The organism is Pseudomonas sp. RtIB026, assembly GCF_016861355.2.
Taxonomy (GTDB): domain Bacteria; phylum Pseudomonadota; class Gammaproteobacteria; order Pseudomonadales; family Pseudomonadaceae; genus Aquipseudomonas; species Aquipseudomonas peradeniyensis.
Map to the genome: position 1 here is coordinate 2,701,364 of NZ_AP023348.2, position 25,373 is coordinate 2,726,736.

At 66.0% G+C, this 25,373-nt stretch carries 27 protein-coding genes; 15 read left to right on the plus strand and 12 right to left on the minus strand.

From position 1 onward, the window contains the following. Positions 1 to 41: 41 nt before the first annotated feature. On the minus strand, positions 42 to 1,082 hold the full coding sequence (locus tag PRtIB026_RS12260; protein ID WP_203647380.1) for a patatin-like phospholipase family protein: 1,041 nt from the start codon (positions 1,080 to 1,082) through the stop codon (positions 42 to 44). 158 nt (positions 1,083 to 1,240) lie between these two features. Here PRtIB026_RS12260 and PRtIB026_RS12265 point away from each other — a divergent pair, with 158 nt between their 5' ends. The 3 genes from PRtIB026_RS12265 to PRtIB026_RS12275 all read left to right on the plus strand — a co-directional run bounded on the left by PRtIB026_RS12265 (position 1,241) and on the right by PRtIB026_RS12275 (position 3,182). Continuing rightward, positions 1,241 to 1,519 carry a hypothetical protein gene (locus tag PRtIB026_RS12265; protein ID WP_046854892.1) on the plus strand — a complete coding sequence of 93 codons (279 nt, stop codon included), beginning with the start codon at positions 1,241 to 1,243 and terminating at the stop codon, positions 1,517 to 1,519. A 14-nt stretch (positions 1,520 to 1,533) separates the two neighbouring features. Further along, the gene (locus PRtIB026_RS12270; RefSeq protein ID WP_203647379.1) at positions 1,534 to 2,301 is read left to right on the plus strand and encodes a CHAD domain-containing protein; all 768 of its coding nucleotides are present in this window, start codon (positions 1,534 to 1,536) and stop codon (positions 2,299 to 2,301) included. An 83-nt stretch (positions 2,302 to 2,384) separates the two neighbouring features. Next, entirely contained in the window at positions 2,385 to 3,182 is a 798-nt protein-coding gene (locus PRtIB026_RS12275; RefSeq protein ID WP_203647378.1) for an acyl-CoA thioesterase, read from the plus strand. Positions 3,183 to 3,318: 136 nt separating this feature from the next. Here PRtIB026_RS12275 and PRtIB026_RS12280 read toward each other — a convergent pair whose 3' ends face one another. From PRtIB026_RS12280 to PRtIB026_RS12290, 3 genes are all read right to left on the minus strand, one after another. After that, a complete protein-coding gene (locus tag PRtIB026_RS12280) occupies positions 3,319 to 3,687 on the minus strand; it encodes an Mpo1-like protein (protein WP_203647377.1) in 369 nt (122 codons plus the stop codon). Between the two features lie 91 nt (positions 3,688 to 3,778). Further along, positions 3,779 to 5,257 carry a methyl-accepting chemotaxis protein gene (locus PRtIB026_RS12285; protein ID WP_203647376.1) on the minus strand — a complete coding sequence of 493 codons (1,479 nt, stop codon included), beginning with the start codon at positions 5,255 to 5,257 and terminating at the stop codon, positions 3,779 to 3,781. Between the two features lie 86 nt (positions 5,258 to 5,343). Continuing rightward, positions 5,344 to 6,150: a TatD family hydrolase gene (locus PRtIB026_RS12290; protein WP_203647375.1), complete on the minus strand. Its 807-nt coding sequence runs from the start codon at positions 6,148 to 6,150 to the stop codon at positions 5,344 to 5,346. Between the two features lie 158 nt (positions 6,151 to 6,308). On the opposite strand from PRtIB026_RS12290, the gene PRtIB026_RS12295 reads away from it, so the two are divergent. The 4 genes from PRtIB026_RS12295 to greB all read left to right on the plus strand — a co-directional run bounded on the left by PRtIB026_RS12295 (position 6,309) and on the right by greB (position 9,379). Continuing rightward, positions 6,309 to 7,715, plus strand: coding sequence for a transglycosylase SLT domain-containing protein (locus PRtIB026_RS12295; RefSeq protein ID WP_203647374.1), 1,407 nt, complete (start codon positions 6,309 to 6,311; stop codon positions 7,713 to 7,715). 111 nt (positions 7,716 to 7,826) lie between these two features. After that, positions 7,827 to 8,261, plus strand: coding sequence for a DoxX family protein (locus PRtIB026_RS12300; RefSeq protein WP_203647373.1), 435 nt, complete (start codon positions 7,827 to 7,829; stop codon positions 8,259 to 8,261). 246 nt (positions 8,262 to 8,507) lie between these two features. Beyond that, a complete protein-coding gene (locus tag PRtIB026_RS12305; protein WP_050705060.1) occupies positions 8,508 to 8,816 on the plus strand; it encodes a hypothetical protein in 309 nt (102 codons plus the stop codon). An 89-nt stretch (positions 8,817 to 8,905) separates the two neighbouring features. Continuing rightward, positions 8,906 to 9,379: a transcription elongation factor GreB gene (gene greB / locus PRtIB026_RS12310; protein WP_203647372.1), complete on the plus strand. Its 474-nt coding sequence runs from the start codon at positions 8,906 to 8,908 to the stop codon at positions 9,377 to 9,379. A 153-nt stretch (positions 9,380 to 9,532) separates the two neighbouring features. Here the strand turns inward: greB and PRtIB026_RS12315 are convergent, their stop codons facing one another. Together PRtIB026_RS12315 and PRtIB026_RS12320 are read right to left on the minus strand one after the other, a co-directional pair. Continuing rightward, entirely contained in the window at positions 9,533 to 12,040 is a 2,508-nt protein-coding gene (locus PRtIB026_RS12315) for an ABC transporter permease (protein ID WP_203647371.1), read from the minus strand. Continuing rightward, on the minus strand, positions 12,040 to 12,723 hold the full coding sequence (locus PRtIB026_RS12320; RefSeq protein WP_203647370.1) for an ABC transporter ATP-binding protein: 684 nt from the start codon (positions 12,721 to 12,723) through the stop codon (positions 12,040 to 12,042). Before PRtIB026_RS12320 ends, PRtIB026_RS12315 begins: the two co-directional genes overlap by 1 nt. 10 nt (positions 12,724 to 12,733) lie before the next feature. Between PRtIB026_RS12320 and PRtIB026_RS12325 the strand changes: the two genes are divergently transcribed. From PRtIB026_RS12325 to PRtIB026_RS12335, 3 genes are all read left to right on the plus strand, one after another. Further along, positions 12,734 to 13,339, plus strand: a complete 606-nt coding sequence (locus PRtIB026_RS12325; protein WP_203647369.1) for an arylesterase — start codon at positions 12,734 to 12,736, stop codon at positions 13,337 to 13,339. A gap of 58 nt (positions 13,340 to 13,397) precedes the next feature. Beyond that, positions 13,398 to 13,679, plus strand: coding sequence for a hypothetical protein (locus PRtIB026_RS12330; protein ID WP_028692618.1), 282 nt, complete (start codon positions 13,398 to 13,400; stop codon positions 13,677 to 13,679). Positions 13,680 to 13,773: 94 nt separating this feature from the next. Continuing rightward, positions 13,774 to 14,748, plus strand: coding sequence for a L,D-transpeptidase family protein (locus tag PRtIB026_RS12335; RefSeq protein ID WP_203647368.1), 975 nt, complete (start codon positions 13,774 to 13,776; stop codon positions 14,746 to 14,748). 230 nt (positions 14,749 to 14,978) lie between these two features. On the opposite strand, the gene oprI is transcribed toward PRtIB026_RS12335, so the two are convergent. Next, the gene (oprI, locus tag PRtIB026_RS12340) at positions 14,979 to 15,230 is read right to left on the minus strand and encodes an outer membrane lipoprotei OprI (protein WP_003259780.1); all 252 of its coding nucleotides are present in this window, start codon (positions 15,228 to 15,230) and stop codon (positions 14,979 to 14,981) included. 259 nt (positions 15,231 to 15,489) lie between these two features. Here oprI and PRtIB026_RS12345 point away from each other — a divergent pair, with 259 nt between their 5' ends. Continuing rightward, the gene (locus PRtIB026_RS12345) at positions 15,490 to 15,777 is read left to right on the plus strand and encodes a hypothetical protein (protein ID WP_203647367.1); all 288 of its coding nucleotides are present in this window, start codon (positions 15,490 to 15,492) and stop codon (positions 15,775 to 15,777) included. Between the two features lie 102 nt (positions 15,778 to 15,879). Then, entirely contained in the window at positions 15,880 to 16,161 is a 282-nt protein-coding gene (locus PRtIB026_RS12350) for a GNAT family N-acetyltransferase (protein WP_203647366.1), read from the plus strand. A gap of 54 nt (positions 16,162 to 16,215) precedes the next feature. Here the strand turns inward: PRtIB026_RS12350 and PRtIB026_RS12355 are convergent, their stop codons facing one another. Continuing rightward, entirely contained in the window at positions 16,216 to 17,292 is a 1,077-nt protein-coding gene (locus PRtIB026_RS12355; RefSeq protein ID WP_203647365.1) for a 3-deoxy-7-phosphoheptulonate synthase, read from the minus strand. A gap of 260 nt (positions 17,293 to 17,552) precedes the next feature. On the opposite strand from PRtIB026_RS12355, the gene PRtIB026_RS12360 reads away from it, so the two are divergent. The 3 genes from PRtIB026_RS12360 (at position 17,553) to cysB (ending at position 20,210) form a co-directional block, all read left to right on the plus strand. Beyond that, positions 17,553 to 18,515 (plus strand): putative 2-dehydropantoate 2-reductase, encoded by a 963-nt coding sequence (locus tag PRtIB026_RS12360; protein ID WP_203647364.1) that lies wholly within the window; start codon positions 17,553 to 17,555, stop codon positions 18,513 to 18,515. A 95-nt stretch (positions 18,516 to 18,610) separates the two neighbouring features. Next, entirely contained in the window at positions 18,611 to 19,108 is a 498-nt protein-coding gene (locus tag PRtIB026_RS12365; RefSeq protein WP_110738113.1) for a universal stress protein, read from the plus strand. A 127-nt stretch (positions 19,109 to 19,235) separates the two neighbouring features. Further along, positions 19,236 to 20,210 (plus strand): HTH-type transcriptional regulator CysB, encoded by a 975-nt coding sequence (cysB, locus tag PRtIB026_RS12370; RefSeq protein WP_011533140.1) that lies wholly within the window; start codon positions 19,236 to 19,238, stop codon positions 20,208 to 20,210. 124 nt (positions 20,211 to 20,334) lie between these two features. Here cysB and PRtIB026_RS12375 read toward each other — a convergent pair whose 3' ends face one another. The 4 genes from PRtIB026_RS12375 to PRtIB026_RS12390 all read right to left on the minus strand — a co-directional run bounded on the left by PRtIB026_RS12375 (position 20,335) and on the right by PRtIB026_RS12390 (position 25,370). Further along, on the minus strand, positions 20,335 to 21,069 hold the full coding sequence (locus tag PRtIB026_RS12375; RefSeq protein WP_186734334.1) for a phosphoadenylyl-sulfate reductase: 735 nt from the start codon (positions 21,067 to 21,069) through the stop codon (positions 20,335 to 20,337). A gap of 207 nt (positions 21,070 to 21,276) precedes the next feature. Beyond that, positions 21,277 to 22,620 (minus strand): aminodeoxychorismate synthase component I, encoded by a 1,344-nt coding sequence (gene pabB, locus PRtIB026_RS12380; RefSeq protein ID WP_203647363.1) that lies wholly within the window; start codon positions 22,618 to 22,620, stop codon positions 21,277 to 21,279. 234 nt (positions 22,621 to 22,854) lie between these two features. Beyond that, the gene (locus tag PRtIB026_RS12385; protein WP_028692610.1) at positions 22,855 to 23,835 is read right to left on the minus strand and encodes an alpha-L-glutamate ligase-like protein; all 981 of its coding nucleotides are present in this window, start codon (positions 23,833 to 23,835) and stop codon (positions 22,855 to 22,857) included. Beyond that, on the minus strand, positions 23,835 to 25,370 hold the full coding sequence (locus tag PRtIB026_RS12390; RefSeq protein ID WP_203647362.1) for an inactive transglutaminase family protein: 1,536 nt from the start codon (positions 25,368 to 25,370) through the stop codon (positions 23,835 to 23,837). Before PRtIB026_RS12390 ends, PRtIB026_RS12385 begins: the two co-directional genes overlap by 1 nt. Between the last annotated feature and the right edge of the window lie 3 nt (positions 25,371 to 25,373).

Genomic DNA, 25,373 nt, shown 5'->3' on the forward strand with positions numbered 1-25,373 from the left:
TTCGCGGCACAAGGCCGCTCCTACAGGGATCGCGCGCGTAGCTACCGCCGAACCCCCTCATGATTGTCCAGCGTATCCCGCGCAACCTCCCGCCCCAGGGCGATCAGCTCCGGCGCCTTGTAGAACTCGAAGAACCGGCACACGCGCTTGGGCACGTTGATCAGTATGTCCGGCGGGTAGCCGGCGATCTTGTACTGGGCCAATGACGTCTGCATCACCTCGAAGCTCTGGTTGATCAGGTCGAGCAGGGACGCGGGGCCGACGTTGTCGACGATGAACGACCCGGTGGCCGATTTCGGCGCCCCCTCGCTCTGCGGCGCGGCCGCCGGCTGCTGGCCCTCGGGGGCGGCGCTTTCAGCGAGCCACGGGTTGGGGCTGGCCAGCCCCTCGGCGGTGATTTCCTGCTCCAGGCGGATCAGCTGTTCGGCCGGCTTGCGGCGAAACGGCAGGCGCGAGCCGAGCGAACTGATCAAGGCATCGAAGCGCATCTTGAATGCCGCCGGGCGCTCGATCACCGGCAGTTGGTATTGCTTCTGGTTGGTGGCGTTGAGGTTGACGGCGATGATCAGGTCACAGTGGCTGGACACCACCGGCACGATCGGCAGCGGGTTGAGGATGCCGCCATCGACCAGTGTGCGGTTGCCTTGCACCACCGGGGTGAACAGGCTGGGAATGGCCGCCGAGGCGCGCATGGCCTGGTGCAGGCAGCCCTCCTGGAACCAGATCTCCTGCTGGTTGGTCAGGTCGGTGGCGACCGCCGTGTAGGGGATGCGCAATTGCTCGATGTTGATTTCGCCAACGATCTTGCGGATCTGCCCGAACACCTTGTCGCCACGGATCGCCCCCAGGCGGAAGCTGACGTCCACCAGGCGCAGCACGTCGAGGTAGTCCAGGCTCTCGATCCAGCTGCGGTATTCGTCGAGTTTGCCGGCGGCGTAGATGCCGCCGATCACCGCGCCCATCGAGCAGCCGGCGATGCAGCCGATCTCATAGCCGCGTCGTTCGATTTCCTCGATCACGCCGATGTGCGCGTATCCCCGGGCACCACCGGAGCCCAGCACCAATGCCACGCGTTTGCCCATGACCTTTTCCCCCGCCGCTGTGCCACCATGGTCCAACAATGCACCCATTACCACCTGTGCTTCAATGTAGTCCGCGCTGGACTACGCTGAGCAGGGCACTTTTCGTTTGCTTTGCCGTCGAACGGCCACCTTAGTTTTTCACCCTCGAGGTATTACCGATGAAAGCCTGGATCACCCTTCCTCTGATTGCCCTGGCCCTGGCCGGCTGCGCGGGCAAGACGGCCTATCGCGACAGTTGCGCGACCCAGCTCGATGCCGCCTGGAAGGAACTGGACCTGGCCAAGGCCGAAGGCTTTGCCGGCACCGTGAGTTACTCCAAGGCGCTGTCGTTGTTGACCGGCGCCAAGACCCAGCAGCAGTTCGAAGGCTTCGAGGGCTGTACCCGCAAGGCCGAGAAGGCCCGTTTCTATATTCGTGAATCCCGCGCCGGGCGTTGACCGAGGAGCTGCCCATGTCCGCCATGCTCGATCATGTGGTCGGCCAGATCCTTGCCCTGCAGGTGCGCCTGCTGGCTTGCCGCGAGCGCCTGGCCGCCGACACCGACCGCGAGGCGTTGCACGACCTGCGCATCACCTTGCGGCGTCTGCGCAGCCTGCTGCGGCCGTTGCGTGGCCTGCCGGGCGTCGAGCAGCTCGAACAGTCGGCCGGAGCGTTGGGCACCCTGACTACGCCGCTGCGAGACCGCGAGGTGCTGGCGGCGCAGTTGACTCATCGCGGGCACATACAGGCAGGCGAGCGGCGCCAGGAGGGCAGGGCGCGCACCTATGCCGGTGTTGCGGCCAGCGCCCAGCTCAACCGCGTGCTGGCGATTCTCGATGCGTTTCCGATGTTCCTGCGTGCCGCCGGCCGTGAAGGGCTGGCGGCGAAGCTGGAGCAGCGCATCGACAAGCGCCTGCACAAGCAATGGCACAAGCTGCAGACGGCCCTGGCGGATCCTGCCCACGACCGCCACCGCCTGCGCCTGCTGATCAAGCGGGTGCGCTATGGCGACCAGGCCTACCCGCAACTCGAACACGCCGGCAACAAGCTGCAGCGCCTGCTCAAGGCGGCCCAGGGCGACCTGGGCGACTGGCACGACCGCGTGCAGTGGTTGCTGCAGGTGCGCGAGCACAGCGACCTGCTCGGCTGCAAGGTGGCCTGGGAGCATGAGCTGCATGCCGCCGAGGCACGCTCCGACCTCACCCTCGAAGCACTGCAAAAGGCCCTGGCGCGCCGTTAGTCCCGGCAAATGACCGATATGCGGGCTGTGGCTGGCGTGATCGCTGGTTACTATCGGTTTTTTTGGCGCAGGAGCCCTGGCACATGAACTTCACAGAATTGCTGGCAGCCGCCCGCGCGCACCCCGAGGCAATCAGCGTGCCCGCCGGCTGGGCCCAGGGGCGCGCGGTGTTCGGCGGCCTGATGGCGGCGATGGTGCACGAAGCGATGCGCCAGAAGCTGGGCGACGACCGCCCGGTGCGTTCGCTGGCCATCACCTTCGTCGGCCCGGCGGCGCCGGATGTGCCGATCAGTCTGGAGGTCGAGGTGCTGCGCGAGGGCAAGGCGGTCAGCACCTTGCTGGGGCGCGCCGTGCAGGATGGCCAGGTGGTGACGCTGGTGCAGGGCAGCTTCGGTGCCGGTCGCCCTTCCGTGGTGGCGGTCGACGCGCCCACCGCGATGCCGATGAAGCCGCTGCAGGAGGCAGCGCCGGAGTTGCCCTTTATCAAGGGCATTACACCGCAGTTCATGCAGCACGTGGCGTTTCGCTGGGCGGTGGGCGGCCTGCCGTTCAGTGGCAACGACTCGCGCCATATGGGTGGTTGGGTGCGCCTGCGCGATGCCGCCGAGGAGCCGGTCGGGGTGGCGCACCTGCTGGCATTGGTCGATGCCTGGCCGCCCAGCCTGCTGCCGTATCTCAAGCAGCCCGCCGCTGGCAGCACGCTGACCTGGACCATCGAGTTCGTGCAGCCCACGCCGCAGCTGTCGACCCTCGACTGGTGCCGCTATGTGGTCGAGACCGAGTATGCCCGTGATGGCTATGGGCATGCGGCCGCGGCGTTGTGGACGGCAGAGGGCGAGTTGCTGGCGTTGAGCCGGCAGACGGTGACTGTGTTCGCCTGAGCCATCTTCGTCAAGCCAATCGCGGGGCAAGCCCGCTCCCACGCCGCCCTGTGGCGCTTGTGGGAGATCGCCTAGCCTGGCGCGCAGGGTACAGAGTTCAAGCGTGGGAGCGGGCTTGCCCCGCGATGTCTTTCAGTCAGTGGCGATGCTTGTGTCGCTCGCGCCAGGCCCGCCACCAGGCACCGCTCAGCACGAAGCGCGGGAAGGTGATGAACTGCTCGGTGAGCAGGCGTTGCACGGCGTCCTTGCGGCCACTGAACGGCTCGGGCTGCTCGGCTTCCAGGCGGTGCCCCTGGCGTTGCAGACCCAGCCCGGCCACCAGGGCGATGATGCCCACGGCGATCTGCGACAGGTCCAGCCCGAACAGCCCCGACAGCACCAGCAGCGCGCCAAGGATGAACAGCGGCACGGCGATCAGGTGCAGCACCAGGTTGGCGGGGTGGCGATGGTTATGGTGGTAGCCGCGCCATTGCCAGGCGGGCAGGTTGGGCAGTCGCTTGCTCATGGACAGATCCTCTGGGGCCTGTCCAAAGCTTAGTGCGGCCCCCGGGCGGGGGCCAATCGAGGCTGGCTATGGTGGCCATAGCCGGCGCGGGTCACAGCTTTAGCTGGCCGATCGCCTTGTTCAGCTCGCCGGCGAGGGTCGCCAGTTCACTGCTGGTGGTGGCCGAGCCCACGGTCTGCTGCACGGTCTCCTCGGTCACGTCGCGGATACTGACCACGGCGCGGTTCATCTCCTCGGCCACCTGGCTCTGCTGCTCGGCGGCCACGGCGATCTGGGTGTTGCTTTCGCGCATCTGCGCCACGGCGCTGGTGATTTCGGCGAGGGCCTCGCCGGCTTCGCGGGCCTGCTTGACGCAATCGTCGGCCTTGTACGAGCTTTCCTGCATGAAATCCACCGCGTCGCGGGTACCGGCCTGCAGGTCGGCAACCATGGTGGTGATCTCGTCGGTGGAGGTCTGCACGCGCTTGGCCAGGTTGCGCACCTCATCGGCGACCACGGCGAAGCCGCGGCCCAGGTCGCCGGCCCGGGCCGCCTCGATGGCGGCGTTGAGGGCGAGCAGGTTGGTCTGTTCGGCGATGCTGTGGATGACCCCGACCACACCGTTGATCTTCTGGCTGTCATCGGCCAGCTGGCGGATCATCTCGGCGGTCTGCTGCACGCCGCTGGAGAGCCCGGCAATCGAGTCCTGCACGCGGCTGACCACGGCCTGGCCGCTGCCGGCCAGGGTGTCGGCGGTCTGCGACAGGTCGCGGGTGGCGCCGGCATGCTGGGCGATGTGGTGGACGGTGGCGGTCATCTCGTTGATCGCGGTGGCCGCCTGGTCGGTCTCGCTCTGCTGGCCGATCATGCCGTGGCGCACCTCGTCCATGCTGCCGGCCAGGCGCGCGGCACCGGAGTCCAGCTGCGCGGCGGTGCGCGCCACGGTGCTGACCACGCGGTGGTAGGTGGTCTGCATGGCGTTGAACGCGCCGGCCATCTGCCCGACTTCGTCGCCGCAGGCCAGTGGCACCCGGGCCGAGAGGTCGCCGGTCTTCTCCACGTGCAGCATCACGTCCTTGAGGGTGTTGAGCTGGCTGAGCAGGAAACGGATCAACAACTGCGAGGCGCAGAGCATCGCCAGCATCAGGATCAGTACGCACACGGCGTAGTTGCTGAAGCGGTCGAAATAGACCTGGCGCAGGCTCGGCGACTGGGCGATCAACGCAAGCTGCTGATCCCCCCGGCGCAGCACCTGGGCGCCGCGCAGCGGGTTGTCGCCGAGGATCCAGGCACCGGGCAGCTCGACCCAGCCCTGGCCGTCGCGCAGGGCTTCGAGGGGTTCGCCGGCGAACTGTGGTGTCTGGCCATTGCGCCAGGTGATCAGGTTGGCCTGGGCGGGCAGGGCCTGCCCGGCGGGCCAGGCCGCCAGCAGTTCGGCCTGGGCCTGGGCTTGCGCCTGCGCACCGCTGGCGCGGGCCTGCTGCTCCAGGTACACCGCGTAGAGCACCAGCATCAGGGTGGTGACGAAGGCCACGGCATTGACGGCCCAGAACTTGTATTTGAGGGAAACGTTGCTAAGCCAGGCACCCATGGTAGGTCTTCTCTGAGTTGGCGGAAACATTATTGGCAAGGTGCCATCATTGTGCCCGCCAAGGCCAGGGGCCTTGTTGATATGCGTCAAGAAACCCCAGGCAGGCCAAAGAACGCGCGGGCGCAGGCGCTGGTGTGGGCGGCGGTGTGCGCTGCGGTTTCATGGCGGTGCAGGGCCACCTCGCGCAGCACCTCGGGCAGGAAGGCCGGCTCGTTGCGGCCGTTCTTCGGCTTGGGCCGCAGGCTGCGGGGCAGCAGGTAGGGCGCGTCGCTTTCGAGCATCAGGCGGCCCTCGGGGATGTTGCCGACCAGGGGATGCAGGTGGGTGCCGCGGCGCTCGTCGCAGATCCAGCCGGTGATGCCGATGTGCAGGTCCAGGTCGAGGTAGGCGAACAGCGCCTGGCGCTCGCCGGTGAAGCAGTGCACCACGGCGGCGGGCAACTGGTCGCGGTAGTCCTTGAGGATTGCCAGCAGGCGCTCGCTGGCCTCTCGCTCGTGGAGGAACACCGGCAGGCGCAGTTCGACCGCCAGTGCCAACTGCGCTTCCAGGGCTTTTTCCTGGGCCGGACGCGGGGAAAAGTCGCGATTGAAGTCCAGGCCGCATTCGCCCACGGCCACCACCCGTGGCTGGGCGAGCAGTTCGCGCAGCTGGCGTTCGCTGCCGCTGCTCCAGTGGCTGGCGTCGTGAGGGTGCACCCCGGCGGTGCTGAACAGGCGCTGGCCAGGTTCGTCCAGGCGCTGGCACAGTTCCAGGGCCTCGGTGCTGACGTCCAGGCTGGTGCCGGTAAGGACCATCTGTGCCACGCCGGCCTCCACGGCGCGCTCGACGATGGCGGCCTGCTGGTCGTGGAAACTGCTGTTGGTCAGGTTGACGCCGATATCGATCAGTTGCATGGTGCTACCTCGTGCCGCGGGGCGGCCAGCATAGCAAAAACCGGGATATCGAGAAAAAACCAAGAACTTCAAACGTTTGCCGTGGTCTGTTGCGGTCATTTATCACGGATCGATCACAGCACATGGTGCCCGCCAACCGCTCTCGGACCCTTATCCCCATGTTGCGAACCTTTTTGACTTGCCTGTTGCTGTCCGGGCCGCTGGCCGCCGTGCCGGCCGCTGCCGGCGAAGCCGGGCCGCAACAGCATGTGCCGGCCAGCCAGGCGCGTGACCTGGCGCAGATCCGTTCGAGCAAGGTGCTGCGGGTGCTGGTCAACCAGAGCCGCAACAGCTCCGGCGAGGTCAAGGGTGAGCCGGTAGGGGTCGAGTACTACCGCTTGCGCGCCCTGGAGCATGCCCTCAATGCCCGGGTCGCCGACGGCCAGGAAATCACCCTGAAGATCATCCCCCGCGCCAAGGAGCAGCTGCTTGCGGCATTGCAGCGCGGCGAGGGCGATCTTGCCGCCCCCGGCGAGCTGCTCGACCCGAGCGTGGTGCGCGGAGTTGGCGTCAGTGCCCCGGTGGTCGACCAGGTGCCGCTGCAACTGGTCGGGCGCAAGGGCGAGCGCGGCTACAGCCGCCCCGAGCAGTTGTCCGGGCGCACCGTCGCCCTGACCACCGCCAGTGCCGCGGGCGCGGCGATCCAGGCGATCAACCAGCAGCTGGCCCTGCGCAAGCGGGCACCGATCAAGGTGGAATGGGTCGACCCGACGCTGGCGGTGGAGGATGTGCTGGAGATGGTCCAGGCCGGCATCTACCCGTTGACCGTGGTGGAGCGGCCGATCGCCCAGCGCTGGGCGCGGGTGATGCCGCGCCTGCGGGTGGACAGCAAGCTGCAGCTGGCCCCGCCCCAGGCCATGCGCTGGTATGTGCGCCAGGACGCGCCGATGCTGCAGGCGGCGGTGGATCGCTTTCTCGCCACCTACCGCGCGCCGGACAACCAGGACGCGGCCTTCGAACGCATCTACCGGCGCCAGTACCGGGTGCACAACCCGCTGGCTCGACAGGATCGCCAGCGCCTGGAGTCGGTGCGCCCGGTGCTGCAGAAGCACGGTGGCGATCAGCAGTTCGACTGGCTGAATCTGGCCGCCCTGGCGTTCAAGGAGTCGACCCTCGACCCCAAGGCACGCGGCACCGGTGGCGCCCACGGGCTGATGCAGATCACCCCGTCGGCGGCCCAGCGGGTGGGGGTGAGCAACACCGCCACGGTGGACGGCAATGTCCAGGCCAGCGCCCGTTATTTGGCACTGATCCGCCGCAAGTTCTTCGCCAGCCCGCAGCTCAACGAGCGCGAGCGCATGGCCTTCATCCTGGCCGCCTACAACCTCGGGCCGGAGCGGGTCCAGGCCATGCGTGCCGAAGCACGGCGGCGTGGGCTCAATGGCAACCAGTGGTTCTTCCAGACCGAGCGCATCGCCATGGAGCAGGTGGGCATGGGGCCGGTGAACTTCGTCAACAGCGTCAACAAGTACTTCCTCGCGTTCAACCGAGAGCGGGCTTCCCTGGAGCGTGTGGCGAAGCGCTAGATAAATCTAATTACTCGATAGAATTTACGCGATTATTGCGATTTTCTTATTCGATGATTTGATTAAGATGGCGCTCATCCAACACACACCTGCTCAAACAAGGAAGCAAACATGAATCACTCCCTCAATGCCCTGTTCACCACCCGCGCCGGTTATGGCCTGAGCGTCGTGCGTATCCTGGTCGGCATCATCTTCATGGCCCATGGCGCGCAGAAACTGTTCGGCCTGTTCGGTGGCTACGGCCTGGAAGGCACCGGCCAGTGGATGGAAAGCATCGGCCTGGCCCCAGGCTACCTGATGGCCCTGCTGTCCGGCAGCGCCGAGTTCTTCGGCGGCCTGGCCCTGGTGGTCGGCCTGCTGGCCCGCCCGGCGGCGCTGGCACTGAGCGTGACCCTGGTGGTGGCGATCTTCTCGGTGCATATCGGCAACGGGCTGTTCATGTCCAACAACGGCTACGAGTTCGCCCTGGCGCTGATGGCCGGTACCGTGGCGGTGCTGATCGAGGGTGCCGGTCGCCTGTCGCTGGACCGCCTGATCGCACGCTGATCGTCAATCGCGGGGCCAGCCCGCTCCCACGAAGCTTGTGGGAGCGGGCTGGCCCCGCGATTGCTTTTGCACAAGCGCTTGTAACTTCATGCGTCTGCCTCTAGCATACCGATTGCGCCGATTTAAACAGCTACTTGCGGGGCGCAGGAGAGGCCCCGACGGGTCATCCGAAATACCGCTAAAGCGCTGGTTCGGTGACGCCTCCCACCGCTGCCCAGCGGGAACAGCGAGGCGGAGAGAGACTCCATGAGTTGCCCACGTACCAGTGTCTGCTTGACCCCCCTGGCCAAGAACCAGGCTTCCCGTACCCCGCGCATCCTGCTCGGCGGCCAGCATCAACCCACGCTTTTGCGCAATCTCGATGGCTTTTCCCGACGCAAGGGCCAGGCCTGTGCCTTCCTCATCCAGTTCTCCGACAGCTGTGAACAGCTCGACCAGTACGGCAACGACCGCTTCGACCTGGCTGTGATCCAGGCGCCCGCAGCAGAAGAGGCCGCCGAGGTCATCGGCCAGCTCACCCGCATTGCCCGCCAGGGGTTGATCACCCGCCGTTGAGCGGCGTGTCGCGTCCAGCCTTTTTTCGCTAAGCTCGGTCTCCCGGTGGGCGCCTGTCGCCCGCTGCGGATGCACTGAGGAGACAGTCGTTGAGCACCAACATCATCACCATTGAAGGCCATGCTGCGCTGAAGCAGGAGCTTGACCACCTGTGGCGGGTCTATCGCCCGGAAATCACCCAGAAGGTCACCTGGGCGGCATCGCTGGGCGATCGCAGCGAGAACGCCGACTACCAGTACAACAAGAAGCTGCTGCGCGAGATCGACCGCCGCGTGCGCTACCTGCGCAAGCGCCTGGAAGACGTCAAGGTGGTCGAGTACTCGCCTCAACAGGAAGGCAAGGTGTTCTTCGGTGCCTGGGTGGAGATCGAGAACGATGACGGCGAGCAGCTGCGCTTTCGCATCGTTGGCTATGACGAGATCCACGGGCGCAACGACTACATCTCCATCGACTCACCAATGGCCCGGGCCCTGCTAAAGAAGGGGGAGGGTGACGAAGTGCTGGTGCACACGCCCACGGGCGAGGCGACCTGGTATGTGAACAGCATCCGCTACAACCTCTAGCTGGCGACTCCTGTAGGAGCGGCCTTGCGCCGCGAAAGGGCTGCGAAGCGGCCCCGGGATATCAGCATCAAGGCAACGATCGCTGGGGCCGCTACGCAGCCCTTTCGCGGCGCGAGGCCGCTCCTACAGGGGGAAGCGTAAGCCTCCGAATATTCACCCCTCGCGCAACACCGCCAACGGGCTGGCATTGAGCGCGCGACGCGTGCCGATCACCCCGGCTGCGCCCACCAGCACCGCCCCGGCCAGCGGCAGCGCGAGCAGCCACGGATGCGGTGCCCAGTGCAGGTCGAAGGCGTAGCGGTACAGCGCCCAGGTGATCAGCTCGCACCCCAGTGCCGCCAGCACACCGCTGACCGCGCCGAGCAGGCCGAACTCGATGCGCCGCGCCTTGACCAGCAACGGGCGCGCCGCCCCCAGCGCCCGCAGCAGGGCACCCTGGCGGATGCGCTCGTCGAGGGTCGCCTGCAGGCCGGCAAACAGCACCGCCAGCCCCGCCGCCAGCACGAACAGCAGCACATACTCCACCGCCAGGGTGACCTGGGCGAGGATGCTGCGCAGCTGCGCCAGCAGCGCGTCGACCTGCAGCACGGTCACCGCCGGGAAGGCCCGGGACAGGGCGACGATCTCCTGGTCGTGGCCCGGCGCCAGGTAGAAGCTGGTGAGGTAGGTGGTGGGCAGGCCTTGCAGGGTGCCCGGCTGGAAGATCATGTAGAAGTTGGGCTGGAAGCTGTCCCAGTGCACGCTGCGCAGGCTGCTGACCCGGGCCTGGCGCTGCTGGCCGCCGATGTCGAAGGTCAGCAGGTCGCCCAGTTGCAGGTGCAGGCTCTGCGCCAGCTCCGCTTCCACGGAAACCCCGGGGACTTCATCACCGGCGGGCGCCTGCTGCCACCATTGGCCGGCGCTCAGGGCATTGCCCTGGGGCAGTTCGGCGGCCCAGGTCAGGCTGAGATCGCGCTGGATGGCGCGCTCGCCGGTGGACTCCTTGCTGACCAGCTGGCGCACCGGCTGCTCGTTGATATGGGTCAGGCGGCCGGGAATCACCGGGTACAGCGGTGCGGCGCTGGCGTTGATCTGGGCCAGGCGCTCGGTGAACGGCTGGCGCTCGTCGGGCAGGATGTTCAGGGCGAAATGGTTGGGCGCATCCTTGGGCAACTGCGCCTGCCAGGTGTCGAGCAGTTCCGCGCGCAGCAGGGCGACCAGGCCCATCGCCAGGAGGATCAGGCCGAAGGCCAGGGCCTGGCCGGCGGCGGCCAGCGGGTGGCGTAGCAGTTGCCCGAGCCCCAGGCGCCAGGCCAGCGGTGCGCCGCCCAGCAACCGGCGCAGGCTGCGCAGGCCGAGCAACAGCAATCCACCCAGCAGCAAGGCGGCGATCAGCCCGCCGCCGAGCAGGGCGAAGGTCAGCAGCAGGTCCAGGCTCAGGCGCCACATGATCAGACCCAGGGCGAGCAGGGCGGCGCCATACACCAGCCAGCTGCTCGGTGGCAGCGGCAGCAGGTCGCGGCGCAGCACACGCAGCGGCGGCACGCGACCAAGGGCCGCCAGCGGCGGCAGGGCGAAGCCGGCCAGGGCCACCAGCCCGGTGCCGATGCCGGCCAGCGCCGGGGTGAGTCCGCCGGGTGGCACCTGGCTGGGCAGCAAGCCTTCGAGCAGGCGGAACAGCCCCAGCTGCGCCAGCCAGCCGAGCAGGGCGCCGGCCAGCGCTGCGACGACGCCGAGCATGGCCAGTTGCAGGCTGTAGAGGCCGAGGGCCTGGTGCCGGGATAGTCCCAGGCAGCGCAACAGGGCGCTGGCGTCCAGGCGCCGCGCGGCGTAGCGGCTGGCCGACAGGGCCACGGCGACGCCAGCCAGCAGCACCGCCACCAGGCTGGCCATGTTCAGGTAGCGCTCGGCCTTGCCCAGGGCGCCGCCGATCTGCCGGTTGCCGTCGCGGGTGTCGAGCAGGCGCTGATTGGCTGCCAGGCTTTGTTCCGCTGTCTGCCGGTACTGTTGCAGGGCATCGATATCGCCGCGCCACAGGTCGCGGTAGCTGACCCGGCTGCCGGGCTGGATCACCCCCGTGGCGTCGAGGTCGGCGAGGTTCATCAGCACCCGTGGCGTCAGGCTGTAGAAATTGTTGGCGCGGTCGGGCTCGTAGGTCAGCACGCGGCTCATGCGCAGGGTCTTCATGCCCACGTCGATGCTGTCGCCGATGGCCAGGCCCAGCGCCGCGAGCAGGCGCGGCTCGACCCAGGCTTCGCCCGGCGCGGGGCCGCCACCAGGTGTTTCCTCTGCGTAGGGCGCCGCCGCGCTGCGCAACTGGCCGCGCAGGGGGTAGGCGGGGTCGGCGGCCTTGATGCTGGACAGCTGGATGCCGTTGTCGGCGCCGACCACGCTGGTGAATTCCACCACCCGCGCATGGCTCAGGCCCAGCGCCGTGCCATCGGCGATCTGCTGCGCGCTGGGCGGGGCGCTGCCCTGCAGGACCAGGTCGGCGCCGAGGAACTCGCTGGCGCGCAACTGCATGGCGCCGTTGAGGCGGGCGCCAAAGTAGCCGATGGCGGTACTGGCCGCCACCGCCACCAGCAAGGCGAAGAACAGCACGCGTACTTCGCTGGCGCGGGCATCGCGCAGCAACTGGCGCAGGGCCAGGACACACAGTCGCGGGAACGATAGGCGGGTCATCAGGGCTCCAGGGGCGCCACCAGGCGACCGGCATCCAGACGGATCAGGCGACGGCAGCGCTTGGCCAGGCGCTCGTCGTGGGTCACCAGCACCAGGGTGGTGCCGCGCTCCTGGTTCAGCTCGAACAACAGGTCGCTGATGCGCTCGCCGGTGTGGCTGTCGAGGTTGCCGGTGGGCTCGTCGGCGAACAGCACCGCCGGCTGCGCGGCGAAGGCGCGGGCGATTGCCACCCGCTGCTGCTCGCCGCCGGAGAGCTGGCGCGGGGTATGGCTCAAGCGCTTGCCCAGGCCGACCCGCTCGAGCAGGTCGCGGGCGTGTTCGCGGGCATCGCGCCGACCGTCCAGCTCCAGCGGCAGCATGACGTTCTCCAGGGCGTTGAGGCTGTCGAGCAACTGGAACGACTGGAACACGAAGCCCACGTGCTCGGCGCGCACCCGGGCACGCTGGTCCTCGTCGAGGAGGCCGAGGTCGTGGCCGGCGAGGATCACCTTGCCGGCGCTGGGCCGGTCGAGCCCGGCGAGCAGCCCCAGCAGCGTGGACTTGCCGGAGCCGGAGGCGCCGACGATGGCCAGGCTGTCGCCCTGGGCGAGGTCGAGGGAGAGGGCGTGGAGGATGGTCAGGTCGCCTTCCGCGCTGGGGACCACTTTGCTAAGGTTCTGCGCAACGAGAATGCTGGGGCCCATGGAGAATCCGATGCGAATGTGGTGGTTGAGTGCCGGCCTGGCCCTGTGTTGCCTGGCCCAGGGCGCGGCGGCGGGAACGCTGCTGGTTGTCGGCGATAGTATCAGCGCCGGTTTTGGCCTGGATACCCGCCAGGGGTGGGTCAACCTGCTGCAACAGCAGTTGAAGAAAGAGGGGTTCGACGACCAGGTGGTCAATGCCTCGATCAGTGGCGACACCAGCGCAGGTGGCCAGGCGCGGCTGCCGGCGCTGCTTGCGGCGCACAAGCCGGACCTGGTGGTGCTGGAGCTGGGAGGCAACGATGGCCTGCGCGGCCAGCCGCCGCAACAATTGCAACAGAATCTTGCCGCGATGATCGATCAGTCTCGCCAGGCCGGTGCCAAGGTGGTGCTGCTGGGCATGCGCCTGCCGCCGAACTATGGCGTGCGCTACACCACGGCATTCGCCCAGGTCTATGAACAGCTGGCCGCCGATAAAAAGGTGCCGCTGGTGCCGTTCTTCCTCGAAGGCGTGGGTGGGGTGCCGGAGCTGATGCAGGCCGATGGCATCCACCCGGCTGCGACCGCCCAGCAGCGCCTGCTGGAAAATGCCTGGCCGGCGATAAAACCCTTGCTGTGACGCTTTTATCGGGGGCCGCTTTCGGCTAATGTTGCGCCCCCCGTTTCGAGTGCCCCCGATGCCGCGCCCCGCCTGGTCCCTGTACGCCTATCAACTGATCGAGCCCGATGAGCAGCTCGACCTGTTTGCCTGCCAGGAAGTGCGCATCCACCTGGCCGCCCGCCAGCTCGAGCTGGGCGTGCCGGTCGACCGTACCTTGTGCGGTGGCCTGCTCCCGGCGCAGCCGCGCTGGTCGGGTGTGGAGCGGGCGATCTACCGCGACGAGCGCCTGTGCCCGCTGTGCCGGGCGATCCTCGATGCCCAGCGGCGCGGCATGCGCCCGGTGTGGCCGGAACTCTGAGCGCCTTTCATCATCTGAAACGCTTGCGCCTCCCGCTCGTTTGGGCGCGGGTGTACAATCGTTGTCTTGACTGATCTTTCGAAGGATTTCCCGGATGTTGCCGCGCTTTCCCGCCGTCACCCGTAGCCTGACCCTGGCCGCCCTGCTGGCGACAGGCCCCGCTGTTGCGCTGGAACTGCCGTTGCCAGCTCCCGGTGAAGACGTCGTCGGCCAGGTCCATACCATCAAGGCCAAGTACGAGGACACCTTCGCCGACATCGGCACCGCCAACGACCTCGGCTACCTCGAGATGATAGCCGCCAACCCGGGCGTCGACCCCTGGCTGCCGGGCGCCGGTACCGAAATCGTCCTGCCGACCCGCTACATCCTGCCGCCGGGCCCGCGTGAAGGCATCGTCATCAACCTGGCCGAATATCGCCTGTACTACTACCCGAAAGGGCAGAACGTGGTGCACACCTTCCCGCTGGGCATTGGTCGCGAGGGCTGGGGTTCGCCGATCGCCAACACCAAGATCACCGCCAAGACGCCGAACCCGACCTGGACCCCGCCAGCCTCGATTCGCGCCGAGCACGCCGCCGATGGCGACATCCTGCCGACGGTGGTGCCAGCAGGGCCGGACAATCCGCTGGGGCCGTTCAAGTTCACCCTGGGTGTACCGGGCTACCTGATCCACGGCTCGAACAAGAAGTTCGGCATCGGCATGCGCACCAGTCACGGTTGCTTCCGCATGCTCAACAACAATGTGCTGACCTTGTCGAAGATGGTTCCGGTGGGTACCCCGGTGCGCATCATCAACGAGCCGTACAAGTTCGGCATCAGTGCCGGCAAGGTCTATCTCGAGGCGCATACACCGCTGGACGACCACGGCAATCCGTCGGTGGTCGACAAGCACACTGCGGTCATCAATGCGTTGCTCAAGCGTGAAGACCTGGCCAACAACTTGCGCATGAACTGGGACATGGTTCGCGATGTGGTGGCGGCCGAAGACGGCATGCCGGTCGAGATCGCCGTGCCAACCAATGGTGCAAGCGCGCCGATGGTGTCGAGCATTCCGCCAGAACTGCAGTAAGCGATTGCCCGCTGGCAACTAGCGGGGCACTTTGGGGCCGCCTTGCGGCCCATCGCGGGACAAGCCCGCTCCTACAGGTACGGTAAACGCCATGCCTTTAGGCGTAGGCTTGTCCCGGGGTGGGTCGCCAGGCGGCCCCAGTTGTTTGGGCGGCATCACCTGGCTTTTTTGCAGGCAATAAAAAAGCCGACCCACAAGTGGGTCGGCTCCATAACAATCCGTGAGGATTATTACTTGCGGCTGGCTTTGTCCAGCATACGCAGAGCGCGCTCGTTGGCTTCGTCAGCGGTCTGCTGAGCCTTCTGAGCAGCTGCCAGAGCGTCGTCAGCTTTGCGGTAGGCTTCGTCTGCACGAGCCTGGGCGCGAGCTGCTGCGTCTTCGGTAGCAGTCAGGCGAGCTTCGGTTTCTTTGGATACGCTGCTGCAACCGGTAGCCAGAACTGCGGCCAGAGCCAGAGCAGAGAATTTCAGAACGTTGTTCATCGTGTTCCCCTTCAAGGACTTTCTATTAAATAGCCATCTCTCGGAAAAGAGAAACTGGCCGGCGTACATAGTACCCATTACTTGTAGTAAGTAAACTGACTGAGCGCAAGAACTGCAAAAAAAATGCTGTGGACGGCCCCGGCGACGGGGTTTGTAAACAAAGTGTGAAAATCCTGGCCAGCCTTCGCAAGCGATTGTAGTACAGGAACTTTTTTGTTGAACTAAGGGTGACTTTAACTGTCGACCGGCGTCTTAGCCCTTGAACATCCGGTTGCTGTTGCCGGGCCTCGGGCGGATGGCTGTCAGCATTTTCATTCTGCACAGCTTGAGCATTCTCGCTGGTGCCGCCTACTATTTGAGGGGGCCATCGATGCAGAACGATCCCGGTCGCGCTGCTGTCGAAGGGGCAACAGGTGGCGTAGGCTTTGTGCGAAAAGTCGCCGAGCGGCGATCAGGCAAGGCGAAAACAGGCGAGGAACGATCGGAGTCGCGCTCGACTTTACGGGTTGTAAATGAGCATTCCGAGCCTGTTTTCAACGCAGCATGATCGTCGCGCAGGCACTTTTCGCGCAAAGCCTGGAGGTTCCTCCGCCGGATAAACCATATCGGTAAGGTAAGGGTCTGCCGACAAGACCTGCGAGGAGTAGTGATGAGCGAAACGCTGACCATCCACCATGACCAGGCCGGTCATCAGTTCGAGACCACCGTGGACGGTCACCGGGCCTATCTGACGTACATGGACCTGGGCAAGCAGACGCTGGACATCTATCGCACCTTCGTCCCCAACGCCCTGCGCGGTCGCGGGATTGCCGCCGCACTCACCGAGAGGGCGCTGGAGTACGCCGAGCAGATGGGCTACACGGTGATCCCGTCGTGCTCCTACGTCGAGCGCTACATGGAGCGTCAGCAGCGGCATTCGAGCAAGGCCTGATACGGCACACATGAAAACGCCGGGCATTGCCCGGCGTTTTCGTTTGCACGTCTTTTAGCCGCGCTGGCGCTTGGGCAGTACATCCTTGAGCTTGGCATGCATGCTGCGCAGGGTCTTCTCGGTGGCCGTCCAGTCGATGCAGGCATCGGTGACGGACACGCCGTACTGCAGTTCGTCGAGGTTCTTCGGAATCGCCTGGCAGCCCCAGTTCAGGTGGCTCTCGACCATCAGGCCAATGATCGACTGGTTGCCTTCGAGGATCTGGTTGGCGACGTTCTCCATGACCAGCGGCTGCAGGGCCGGGTCCTTGTTGGAGTTGGCGTGGCTGCAGTCGACCATGATGTTGGGCTTGATCTTGGCCTTGACCAGATCCTGCTCGCACAGGGCGACGCTGACCGAGTCGTAGTTGGGCTTGCCGTTGCCGCCACGCAGCACCACATGGCCGTAGGCGTTGCCCTTGGTGGTGACGATGGACACGCCGCCTTCCTGGTTGATGCCCAGGAATCGGTGCGGCTTGGACACCGACTGCAAGGCGTTGATGGCCACGGTCAGGCCGCCATCGGTGCCGTTCTTGAAACCGACCGCCGAGGACAGGCCCGAGGCCATCTCGCGGTGGGTCTGGGATTCGGTGGTGCGGGCGCCGATGGCCGACCAGCTGATCAGGTCCTGCAGGTACTGCGGGGAGATCGGGTCGAGCGCTTCGGTGGCGGTGGGCAGGCCCTTCTCGGCCAGGTCCAGCAGCAGTTGGCGACCGATGTGCAGGCCGTCCTGGATCTTGAACGAGTCGTCCAGGTACGGGTCGTTGATCAGGCCTTTCCAGCCGACGGTGGTCCGCGGCTTCTCGAAGTACACGCGCATGACCAGGTACAGGGTGTCGGAGACTTCCTCGGCCAGCACCTTCAGGCGCTCGGCGTACTCGTGGGCGGCCTTGATGTCGTGGATCGAGCAGGGGCCGACCACCACGAACAGGCGATGATCCTTGCCGTCGAGGATGTTGCGCACCACTTCACGGCCGGCAGTCACGGTCTGCAGGGCCTTGGCGCTGAGGGGGATTTCCTTCTTGAGCTGATCGGGGGTGATCAAGGTCTCGTTGGAGGCAACGTTAAGGTCATCGATCGGTAAATCAGCCATCGTGTTACTCGTCAGGTCACGGGTGCCGGCCGCCAGCGATCCCCGTGCGGCCCAGCAGCAGATTATTCGCAGCGGGGAGGCCGAACCTTAGCGCGTTAGCGGGGGCGCGACAATGGGCTGGGGCCCGTCGATACGGGGTTTTTGCCCATCGGGTGGCGTTTGCGGGCGGTTCGATGTCGGCTGGGAGGATTTGATCGCGATGGCCGGCACGCGGGTATAGTGGCTGACCCACAACAATGACTCTCGCTCAGGAGCACGGCATGGCGTCCCTCGACCCTCGCATTGGCAATCCCCGCATCGGCATCATCGGCAGCGGCGCAATCGGTGGATTCTACGGCCTGATGCTGGCCCGCGCCGGCTTCGACGTGCACTTTCTGTTGCGCAGCGAATACCAGGCCGTGCGCGAGCAGGGGCTGCGCCTGGACAGCGCGGTGCACGGCCAGGTGCACATGCCGGTACAGGCCTACGCCTCTGCCGCCGACATGCCGCCCTGCGACTGGCTGCTGGTGGGTGCCAAGGCCACCAGCAACGCGGAACTTGCGCCCTTGATCGTGCAGGCCGCGGCCCCTGACGCCCGGGTCGTGTTGCTGCAGAACGGCCTTGGCGTCGAGGAGCAGTTGCGCCCGGCCTTGCGCCCGGACCTGCACCTGCTCGGCGGCCTGTGCTTCATCTGCGTCAATCGCGAGGGCCTCGGTGTTATCCGCCACCAGTCGCTGGGCGCGGTGAACCTGGGCTATCACAGTGGTCCTGCGCAGGACGGCGGGGCTGCCGTGGTGGAGGAGGGCGCCGGGCTGTTCCGGGCTGCGGGCATCGACTCCCAGGCCATGGCCGACCTCGACCAGGCGCGCTGGCAAAAGCTGGTGTGGAACGTGCCCTACAACGGCCTTTCGGTGTTGCTGCAGGCCAGCACCACGCCCTTGATGGGCGATGCCGACAGCCGCGCGCTGATCCAGGCGCTGATGGCCGAAGTGGTGGCGGGCGCCAAGGCCTGTGGCCGCGAGCTGCCGGCGGGCTATGCCGAGCACCTGTTCCGAATCACCGAGAAGATGCCGGACTACTGGCCGAGCATGTACCACGACCATGTCCAGCAGCGGCCGCTGGAGCTGCAGGCGATCTATGCCGAGCCCCTGGCCCGGGCCCGCGCGGCCGGTTGCGCGTTGCCGCGCATGGAGGCGTTGTACCAGGCCCTGGCGTTCATCGACCGGCGCAATCAGCAGGCCTGAAGCCCGCGGCGGCTGTGCGCCGGACGGCCAGGCGACCGCCGATGGCGCTGCTAAGCTCAAGCTTGCTCTGCCGTCGCGGCAGTCGAGGAGGTCGAATGATCCGTTCCATGCTGTTTGCCACTGACCTCGGTGTCTATGCGCCCTTCATCATGCAGCACGCCCTGGCCCTGGCGCGGACCTTCAACGCAGAGCTGTATGTGATTCATGCCGTGGAGCCCATGGGCCAGTTCGCCGAATCGTTGCTGCAGAGCTACCTCGATGAGCAGACCCTCGATGCGCTGCACAGCGAGGGCGTCAACACGGTCATGGCCAATATCGAGCAGCGGGTGCTGGAGAACTTTCGCGACGAGATGACCGAGCCGGCCGACCTGGCATTGATCCGCGCGGTGCGGGTGCGCCAGGGCGATCCGGCCCAGGTGATCCTCGAGCAGGCCCAGCGGTTGTCGGTCGACCTGCTGATCTTCGGCAGCCACAGCGCCGGCGCGGGGGTGGATGTGCCGATCGGCCGCACGGCGGTGCGGCTGCTGCAACTGTCACCGGTGCCGGTGTACATGGTGCCGTTGGCTCACCATCTTGGACGTAGGAAATCGTGAACCTAGCGGTAGGACTTTTTCCAGCGAACGTAACAAAATAGTTCTAGATTTATTTCTCAAGCCACTAATATAGTTATAACTCGTCGCTGCCGGCGCGCCGGTGACCTACCGCCTTTGAGGGATATCTATGAAGCTTCAGCAACTGCGCTACATCTGGGAAGTGGCGCACCATGACCTCAACGTTTCCGCGACGGCGCAGAGCCTGTACACCTCCCAACCGGGTATCAGCAAGCAGATTCGCCTGCTCGAGGACGAGCTGGGCGTCGAGGTCTTCGCCCGCAGCGGCAAGCACCTGACCCGCGTCACCCCGGCGGGCGAGCGCATCATCAATACCGCCGGCGAGATCCTGCGCAAGGTCGAAAGCATCAAGCAGATCGCCCAGGAATTCTCCAACGAGAAGAAGGGCACCCTGTCGATCGCCACCACCCACACCCAGGCGCGCTACGCGCTGCCGCCGGTGATCAGCAACTTCATCAAGCAGTACCCGGAAGTCGCCCTGCACATGCACCAGGGTTCGCCGATGCAGATCGCCGAGATGGCGGCCGACGGTACCGTCGACTTCGCCATCGCCACCGAGGCACTGGAGCTGTTCGGCGACCTGATCATGATGCCGTGCTACAAGTGGAACCGCTGCGTGGTGGTGCCCCAGGGCCACCCGTTGACCAAGCTGCCGAAGCTGACCCTGGAAGCGGTGGCCGAGTACCCGATCGTCACCTACGTGTTCGGCTTCACCGGCCGCTCCAAGCTCGACGAAGCGTTCAATCACCGTGGCCTGACGCCGAAGGTGGTATTCACCGCCGCCGACGCCGACGTGATCAAGACCTATGTGCGCCTGGGCCTGGGCGTGGGCATCGTGGCCAAGATGGCGGTGGACCCGAAGCTCGACAGCGATTTGGTGTGCCTGGACGCCAGCGAGCTGTTCGAGGCCAGCATCACCAAGATCGGCTTCCGTCGCGGCACCTTCCTGCGCGGCTTCATGTGCGACTTCATCGAGAAGTTCGCGCCGCACCTGACCCGTGAGGTGATGGCCAAGGCGATCCAGTGCCATAACAAGCAGGAGCTCGAAGAGCTGTTCGAAGGGGTCGAGCTGCCGGTGCACTGATCTGAAATAGCTGGGGCCGCTTTGCGGCCCTTTCGCGGCACAAGGCCGCTCCTACATGGGGATCACGTTTCCCGTGTAGGAGCGGCCTTGTGCCGCGATGGGGCGCGAAGCGGCCCCTGCTGTTTCAAGCCTTGCTGATCAGGTTGCCGGCGTGCAACCCGCACTCCTTCTGCGTCGACTCTTCCCACCACCAACGCCCTTCGCGCTCGTGCTGGTTCGGCAGCACCGGCCGGGTGCAGGGCTCGCAGCCGATGCTGATGAAACCGCGCTCGTGCAGGCTGTTGTAGGGCAGCTCGAGCATGCGGATGTAGCCCCAGACTTCCTCGCTGGTCATCTGCGCCAGCGGGTTGAACTTGTACAGGGTGCGCTCCGGAGTGGAGAAGGCGCTGTCGATCTCCAGCGCCGCCACCTGGCTGCGGGTGCCGGGGCTCTGGTCGCGGCGCTGGCCGGTGGCCCAGGCGCTGACGGTGGCCAGCTTGCGGCGCAGCGGTTCGATCTTGCGGATGCCGCAGCACTCGCCGTGGCCGTCCTTGTAGAAGCTGAACAGGCCTTTTTCCTTGACCAACGGGTCGAGCTTGTCGCGATCCGGGCTGAGGATCTCGATGGGCAGGTTGTACTGCTCGCGCACCTGGTCGATGAACCGGTAGGTCTCCGGGTGCAGGCGGCCGGTGTCGAGGCTGAACACCTTGACCTGCTTGTTCAGTTTCCAGGCCATGTCCACCAGCACCACATCCTCGGCGCCGCTGAAGGAGATCCACAGGTCATCGCCAAAATGCTCGAAGGCGAGCTTGAGGATCTCCTGCGGGGACTTGCTGGCGTAGGTCGCGGCCAGGGCGGCGACGTCGAAGGGTTGGCTCATCAGGCGGTTTCCATCGGTTGAGTGGCGCTGTGCGCTCGTAGTGGTCAGATGGTAACAAAAAATGGCGGGGCAGACGTTTATCTCAAGGGTTTGTGCTGCCTGCGCGGGCCCTTTCGCGGGTAAACCCGCTCCCACAGGTGTCGAGTGATCCCGGCAGTGGCGCAGGCCTTGTGGGCGCGGGCTTGCCCGCGAAGCAGGCGCCGCCGATCACAGGGCCTGCAGCGTTTCCATCAGCACTCGCACCTTGGCGATCGACTCTTCATATTCGGCCTGCCAGTCCGAGTCGGCCACCACCGCGCCGCCACCCCAGCAACTGACCTGGCCATCCTTGACCAGCAGGCTGCGGATGGCGATGGAACTGTCCATCTCGCCGCGCACATCGACATACAGCAGCGAGCCGCAGTACAGCGCCCGGCGCGCCGGCTCCAGCTCGTCGATGATCTGCATGGCGCGGATCTTCGGGGCGCCGGTGATCGAGCCGCCGGGGAAGCTGCCGCCGATCAGGTCCAGGGCGTCCTTGTCGGCGGCCAGGCGGCCGACCACGCTGCTGACCAGGTGATGAACGTTGGGGTAGCTCTCCAGGCTGAACAGCTCCGGCACCTTCACCGAGCCGGTCTGGCAGGTACGGCCGATGTCGTTGCGCAGCAGGTCGACGATCATCAGGTTTTCCGAGCGGTCCTTGGGGCTGGCCAGCAGCTCGGCGGCGTTGCGCGCGTCCTCGGCCGGGTCGGCGGCGCGTGGGCGGGTGCCTTTGATCGGGCGGGTCTCGACCGCGCCCTGGCTGACGCGGATGAAGCGTTCGGGGGAGAAACTCAGCAGCGCCGTGCCTTCATCCAGCTGCTGGTAGCCGGAAAACGGCGTCGGGCAGGCGGCGCGCAGGGCCTGGTAGGCGTGCCACGGGTCGCCCTGGCAGGGTGCGCGAAAGCGCTGGGTGAGGTTGATCTGGTAGCAGTCGCCGGCCTGGATGTAGCGCTGCACCTGGTCGAACGCCGCCCGGTATTGCTCGGGGCGAAAATCACCGGTCATCGGCGCGAGCAGGTGGAAGTCACCGCTATCGCCCAGGGTGCTGGCCTCGAACAACGTGATGAGCCGTTGCCGCTCGTCCTCGGGCAGGCTTGGGTGGAACACCAGCTGGCTGCTGCACAGCCGATGGTCGGACACCAGTGCCCAGGCATACAGCCCCAGCCGGGCGTCGGGCAGGCCAAGGTCGTCGACCGCATGCGTCGGCAGCTGCTCCAGGCGCCGGCCGAAGTCGTAGCTCAGGTAGCCGATCAGGCCGCCGGCGAACGGCAGCTCGATGCCCTCGGGCAGTTGTGCCGTCCCCAGGTCGGCCAGGGCCTGGCGCAGGCGCTGCAGGTAGTCGCGGCCGTCTTCGTCGGGGTGTGCCTGCAACTGCTGCAACGGCCAGGCGCTGAGCAGGTCGTAGCGGCCGCGTTCGGCGCCTGGGCGGGCGCTGTCGAGCAGGGTCGCGCCGGGCGCGCGGCGCAGGCGTTCGAAGTAGAAGGCAGGGTCGGGCTGGTAGGGCAGGGGGTGGAGCGTACAGGTCGGCATCAGGATGGACGGCGATGAACAAGCGAGGTGGGCGATTGTAGACCTGTGCGGGAAATGCGCCTAGCGCTGGCAGCGACATTCGCCATCTGGATCTGCGCATTCCCCCTGTAGGAGCGGCCTTGTGCCGCGAAAGGGCTGCAAGGCAGCCCCCGGGATTTCCGCGTTGATGCAGAGATTGTCGGGGCCGCTTTGCGGCCCTTTCGCGGCACAAGGCCGCTCCTACATGGAGCGCGGTTACAGTGGGTTGACGTGCCCGAACAGCCCTTGCGAGACCTTCACGCGCTGCTCGGCATCCTCGCTGCGACCTTCCTTGGCCAACATCTCCAGGTGCGCCTCGATGGCGTGGGTGCGCTGGGTCAGGCCGCAGTCGTTGGCGATCTGGATGTTCAGGCCGGGGCGGGCGTTGAGTTCGAGGATCAGCGGGCCCTTGTCCTGGTCCAGGACCATGTCCACGCCGATGTAGCCCAGGCCGCACAGCTCGTAGCAGCTGGCGGCGAGCTTCATGAAACCGTCCCAGTTCGGCAGTTGCACGCCGTCCACCGCGTTGGTGGTGTCCGGGTGCTTGCTGATGATCTTGTTCAGCCAGGTGCCGCGCAGGGTCAGGCCGGTGGCCAGGTCCACGCCCACGCCGATGGCGCCCTGGTGCAGGTTGGCCTTGCCGCCGGACTGGCGGGTCGGCAGGCGCAGCATGGCCATCACCGGGTAGCCCATCAGCACGATGATGCGGATGTCCGGCACGCCTTCGTAGCTGATGCTCTTGAAGATCTGGTCCGGGGTGACCCGGTACTCGATCAGCGCGCGGTCGCGGTGCCCGCCCAGCGAGTACAGGCCGGTGAGGATGCTGGAGATCTGGTGCTCGATTTCCTCGTGGCTGATGATCTTGCCCGAGACCGTGCGGTAGCGGTCCTCGAAGCGGTCGGCGATCACCAGGATACCGTCACCGCCGGCGCCCTGGGCCGGCTTGATGACGAAGTCGCTGCGTCCGCCGATGATCTCGTCGAGTTTCTCGATCTGCTTCTCGGTTTCGATGATGCCGTACATCTCCGGCACATGGATGCCGGCCGCCAGGGCGCGCTCCTTGGTGATGATCTTGTCGTCGACGATCGGGTACAGGTGGCGCTTGTTGTACTTCAGCACGTAGTCCGCGTTGCGCCGGTTGATACCCATGATGCCCCGGGCCTCCAGGGCTTTCCACGTCTTGATCAGGCCAAACATCAGGCGTCAGCCTTCTTCAGGAATGCCTTGAAGCGCACGAGCTCGGTCAGGCGGTAGCCGCGGTAGCGACCCATCGCCAGCATGAAGCCCACCAGGATCAGCAGCACCGCCGGGAAGGTGAAGACGAAGTACACCGCTTCCGGCACGGTCATCAGCAGGTGCGCGATAGAGGCGGCGAACAGGGTGCCGACGGCCACTTTCATGGCATGGCCGCCGCCACGCTCTTCCCAGGTGATCGACAGGCGCTCGATGGTCATGGTCAGGATCACCATCGGGAACAGTGCCACCGACAGGCCGCGCTCCAGGCCCAGCTTGTGGCTGAACAGGCTGATGGCCGCGATCAGCACCACGACGAAGGTCAGCACCACCGACAGGCGTGGCAGCATTTGCAGTTTCAGGTGTTCCAGGTACGAGCGCAACGACAGGCCCAGGGCGGTGATCACCGTGAACAGGATGATGCCGAAGCCCAGCTGGGTCTCGCGGAAGGCCAGGGCGATCAGCACCGGGGTGAAGGTACCCAGGGTCTGGATGCCGATCAGGTTGCGCAGCACCAGGATCACCAGTACGCCGATCGGGATCATCACCATGATCATGAAGGTCTGCTGGGTCTGCAGCGGCAAGCCGTACAGCGAGTATTCGAGGAAGTCGGCGTCGGTGTTCTCGTCGGTCAGCTTGGCCAGGCGGATGGCGTTCATCTCGCTGTTGTTCATGCTGAAGGTGACGTTGGCTTTCTTGCCACCATCGACGGTGATCAGGTTGTCGTCGCCGGTCCACCACAGCAGGCGGTCACTGGGCAGACCCTGCTCGCCGGTCTCCGGGTTGAAGTACAGCCAGTCGTTGCCATTGAAGCTGCGCAGCCACAGTTCGGGGCTCTGCGGGGTGTCGGCCACCAGGCGGATGGTGTGGACCTTCTCCAGTGGCACGTGGGCAATGGACAGCAGCAGGTCGATGACCTGGGCTTTTTTCATGGGCGAATTGTCGCCGGCCAGCAGCAGCTTGGCGTTGTCGTCGCTGGCATTGTTGACCCGCTTGATGGTCTCGCTGACGAAGGTCTCGACGTCGGCCGAGTGCTGGCGGATCGGTGCCATCAGCGCTTCGGCGGCGATCTTCTCAGGGCCCTCGACGGCCAGGCTGTCGCGGAAGGTCGGGCCCTTGATCTTGGCTTTTTCGTTGCTGTAGCGCTTGGTCAGCACCAAGCGGTAGTAGAGGGTCTGGTTGCCGCTGGCGCGACGGGCCGACCAGGTCACCTTGCGGTTGCCGTCGGCGCGGTTGACGCTGACCCCGTAGTTGTTGGAGATGAAGCTCTCGTTGAGGCTCACGTAGTCACGGTTCAGCGGGGGCACGAACATCTGCACCTTGACCGGATCCTTGGCGCTGGCGACGAACTCGACCTTGGCGTCGATGTTCCACAGGTCGTCGGTCTCGTCCTCGGTCACCGGGATGCCGAGGGCGAAGATCTGGTAGGCCGTGATCGCGATGCCCAGCACTACCAGGACGGTGATCAGGACTTTCAGATGGAGGGTAAGAGAGCGCATCGG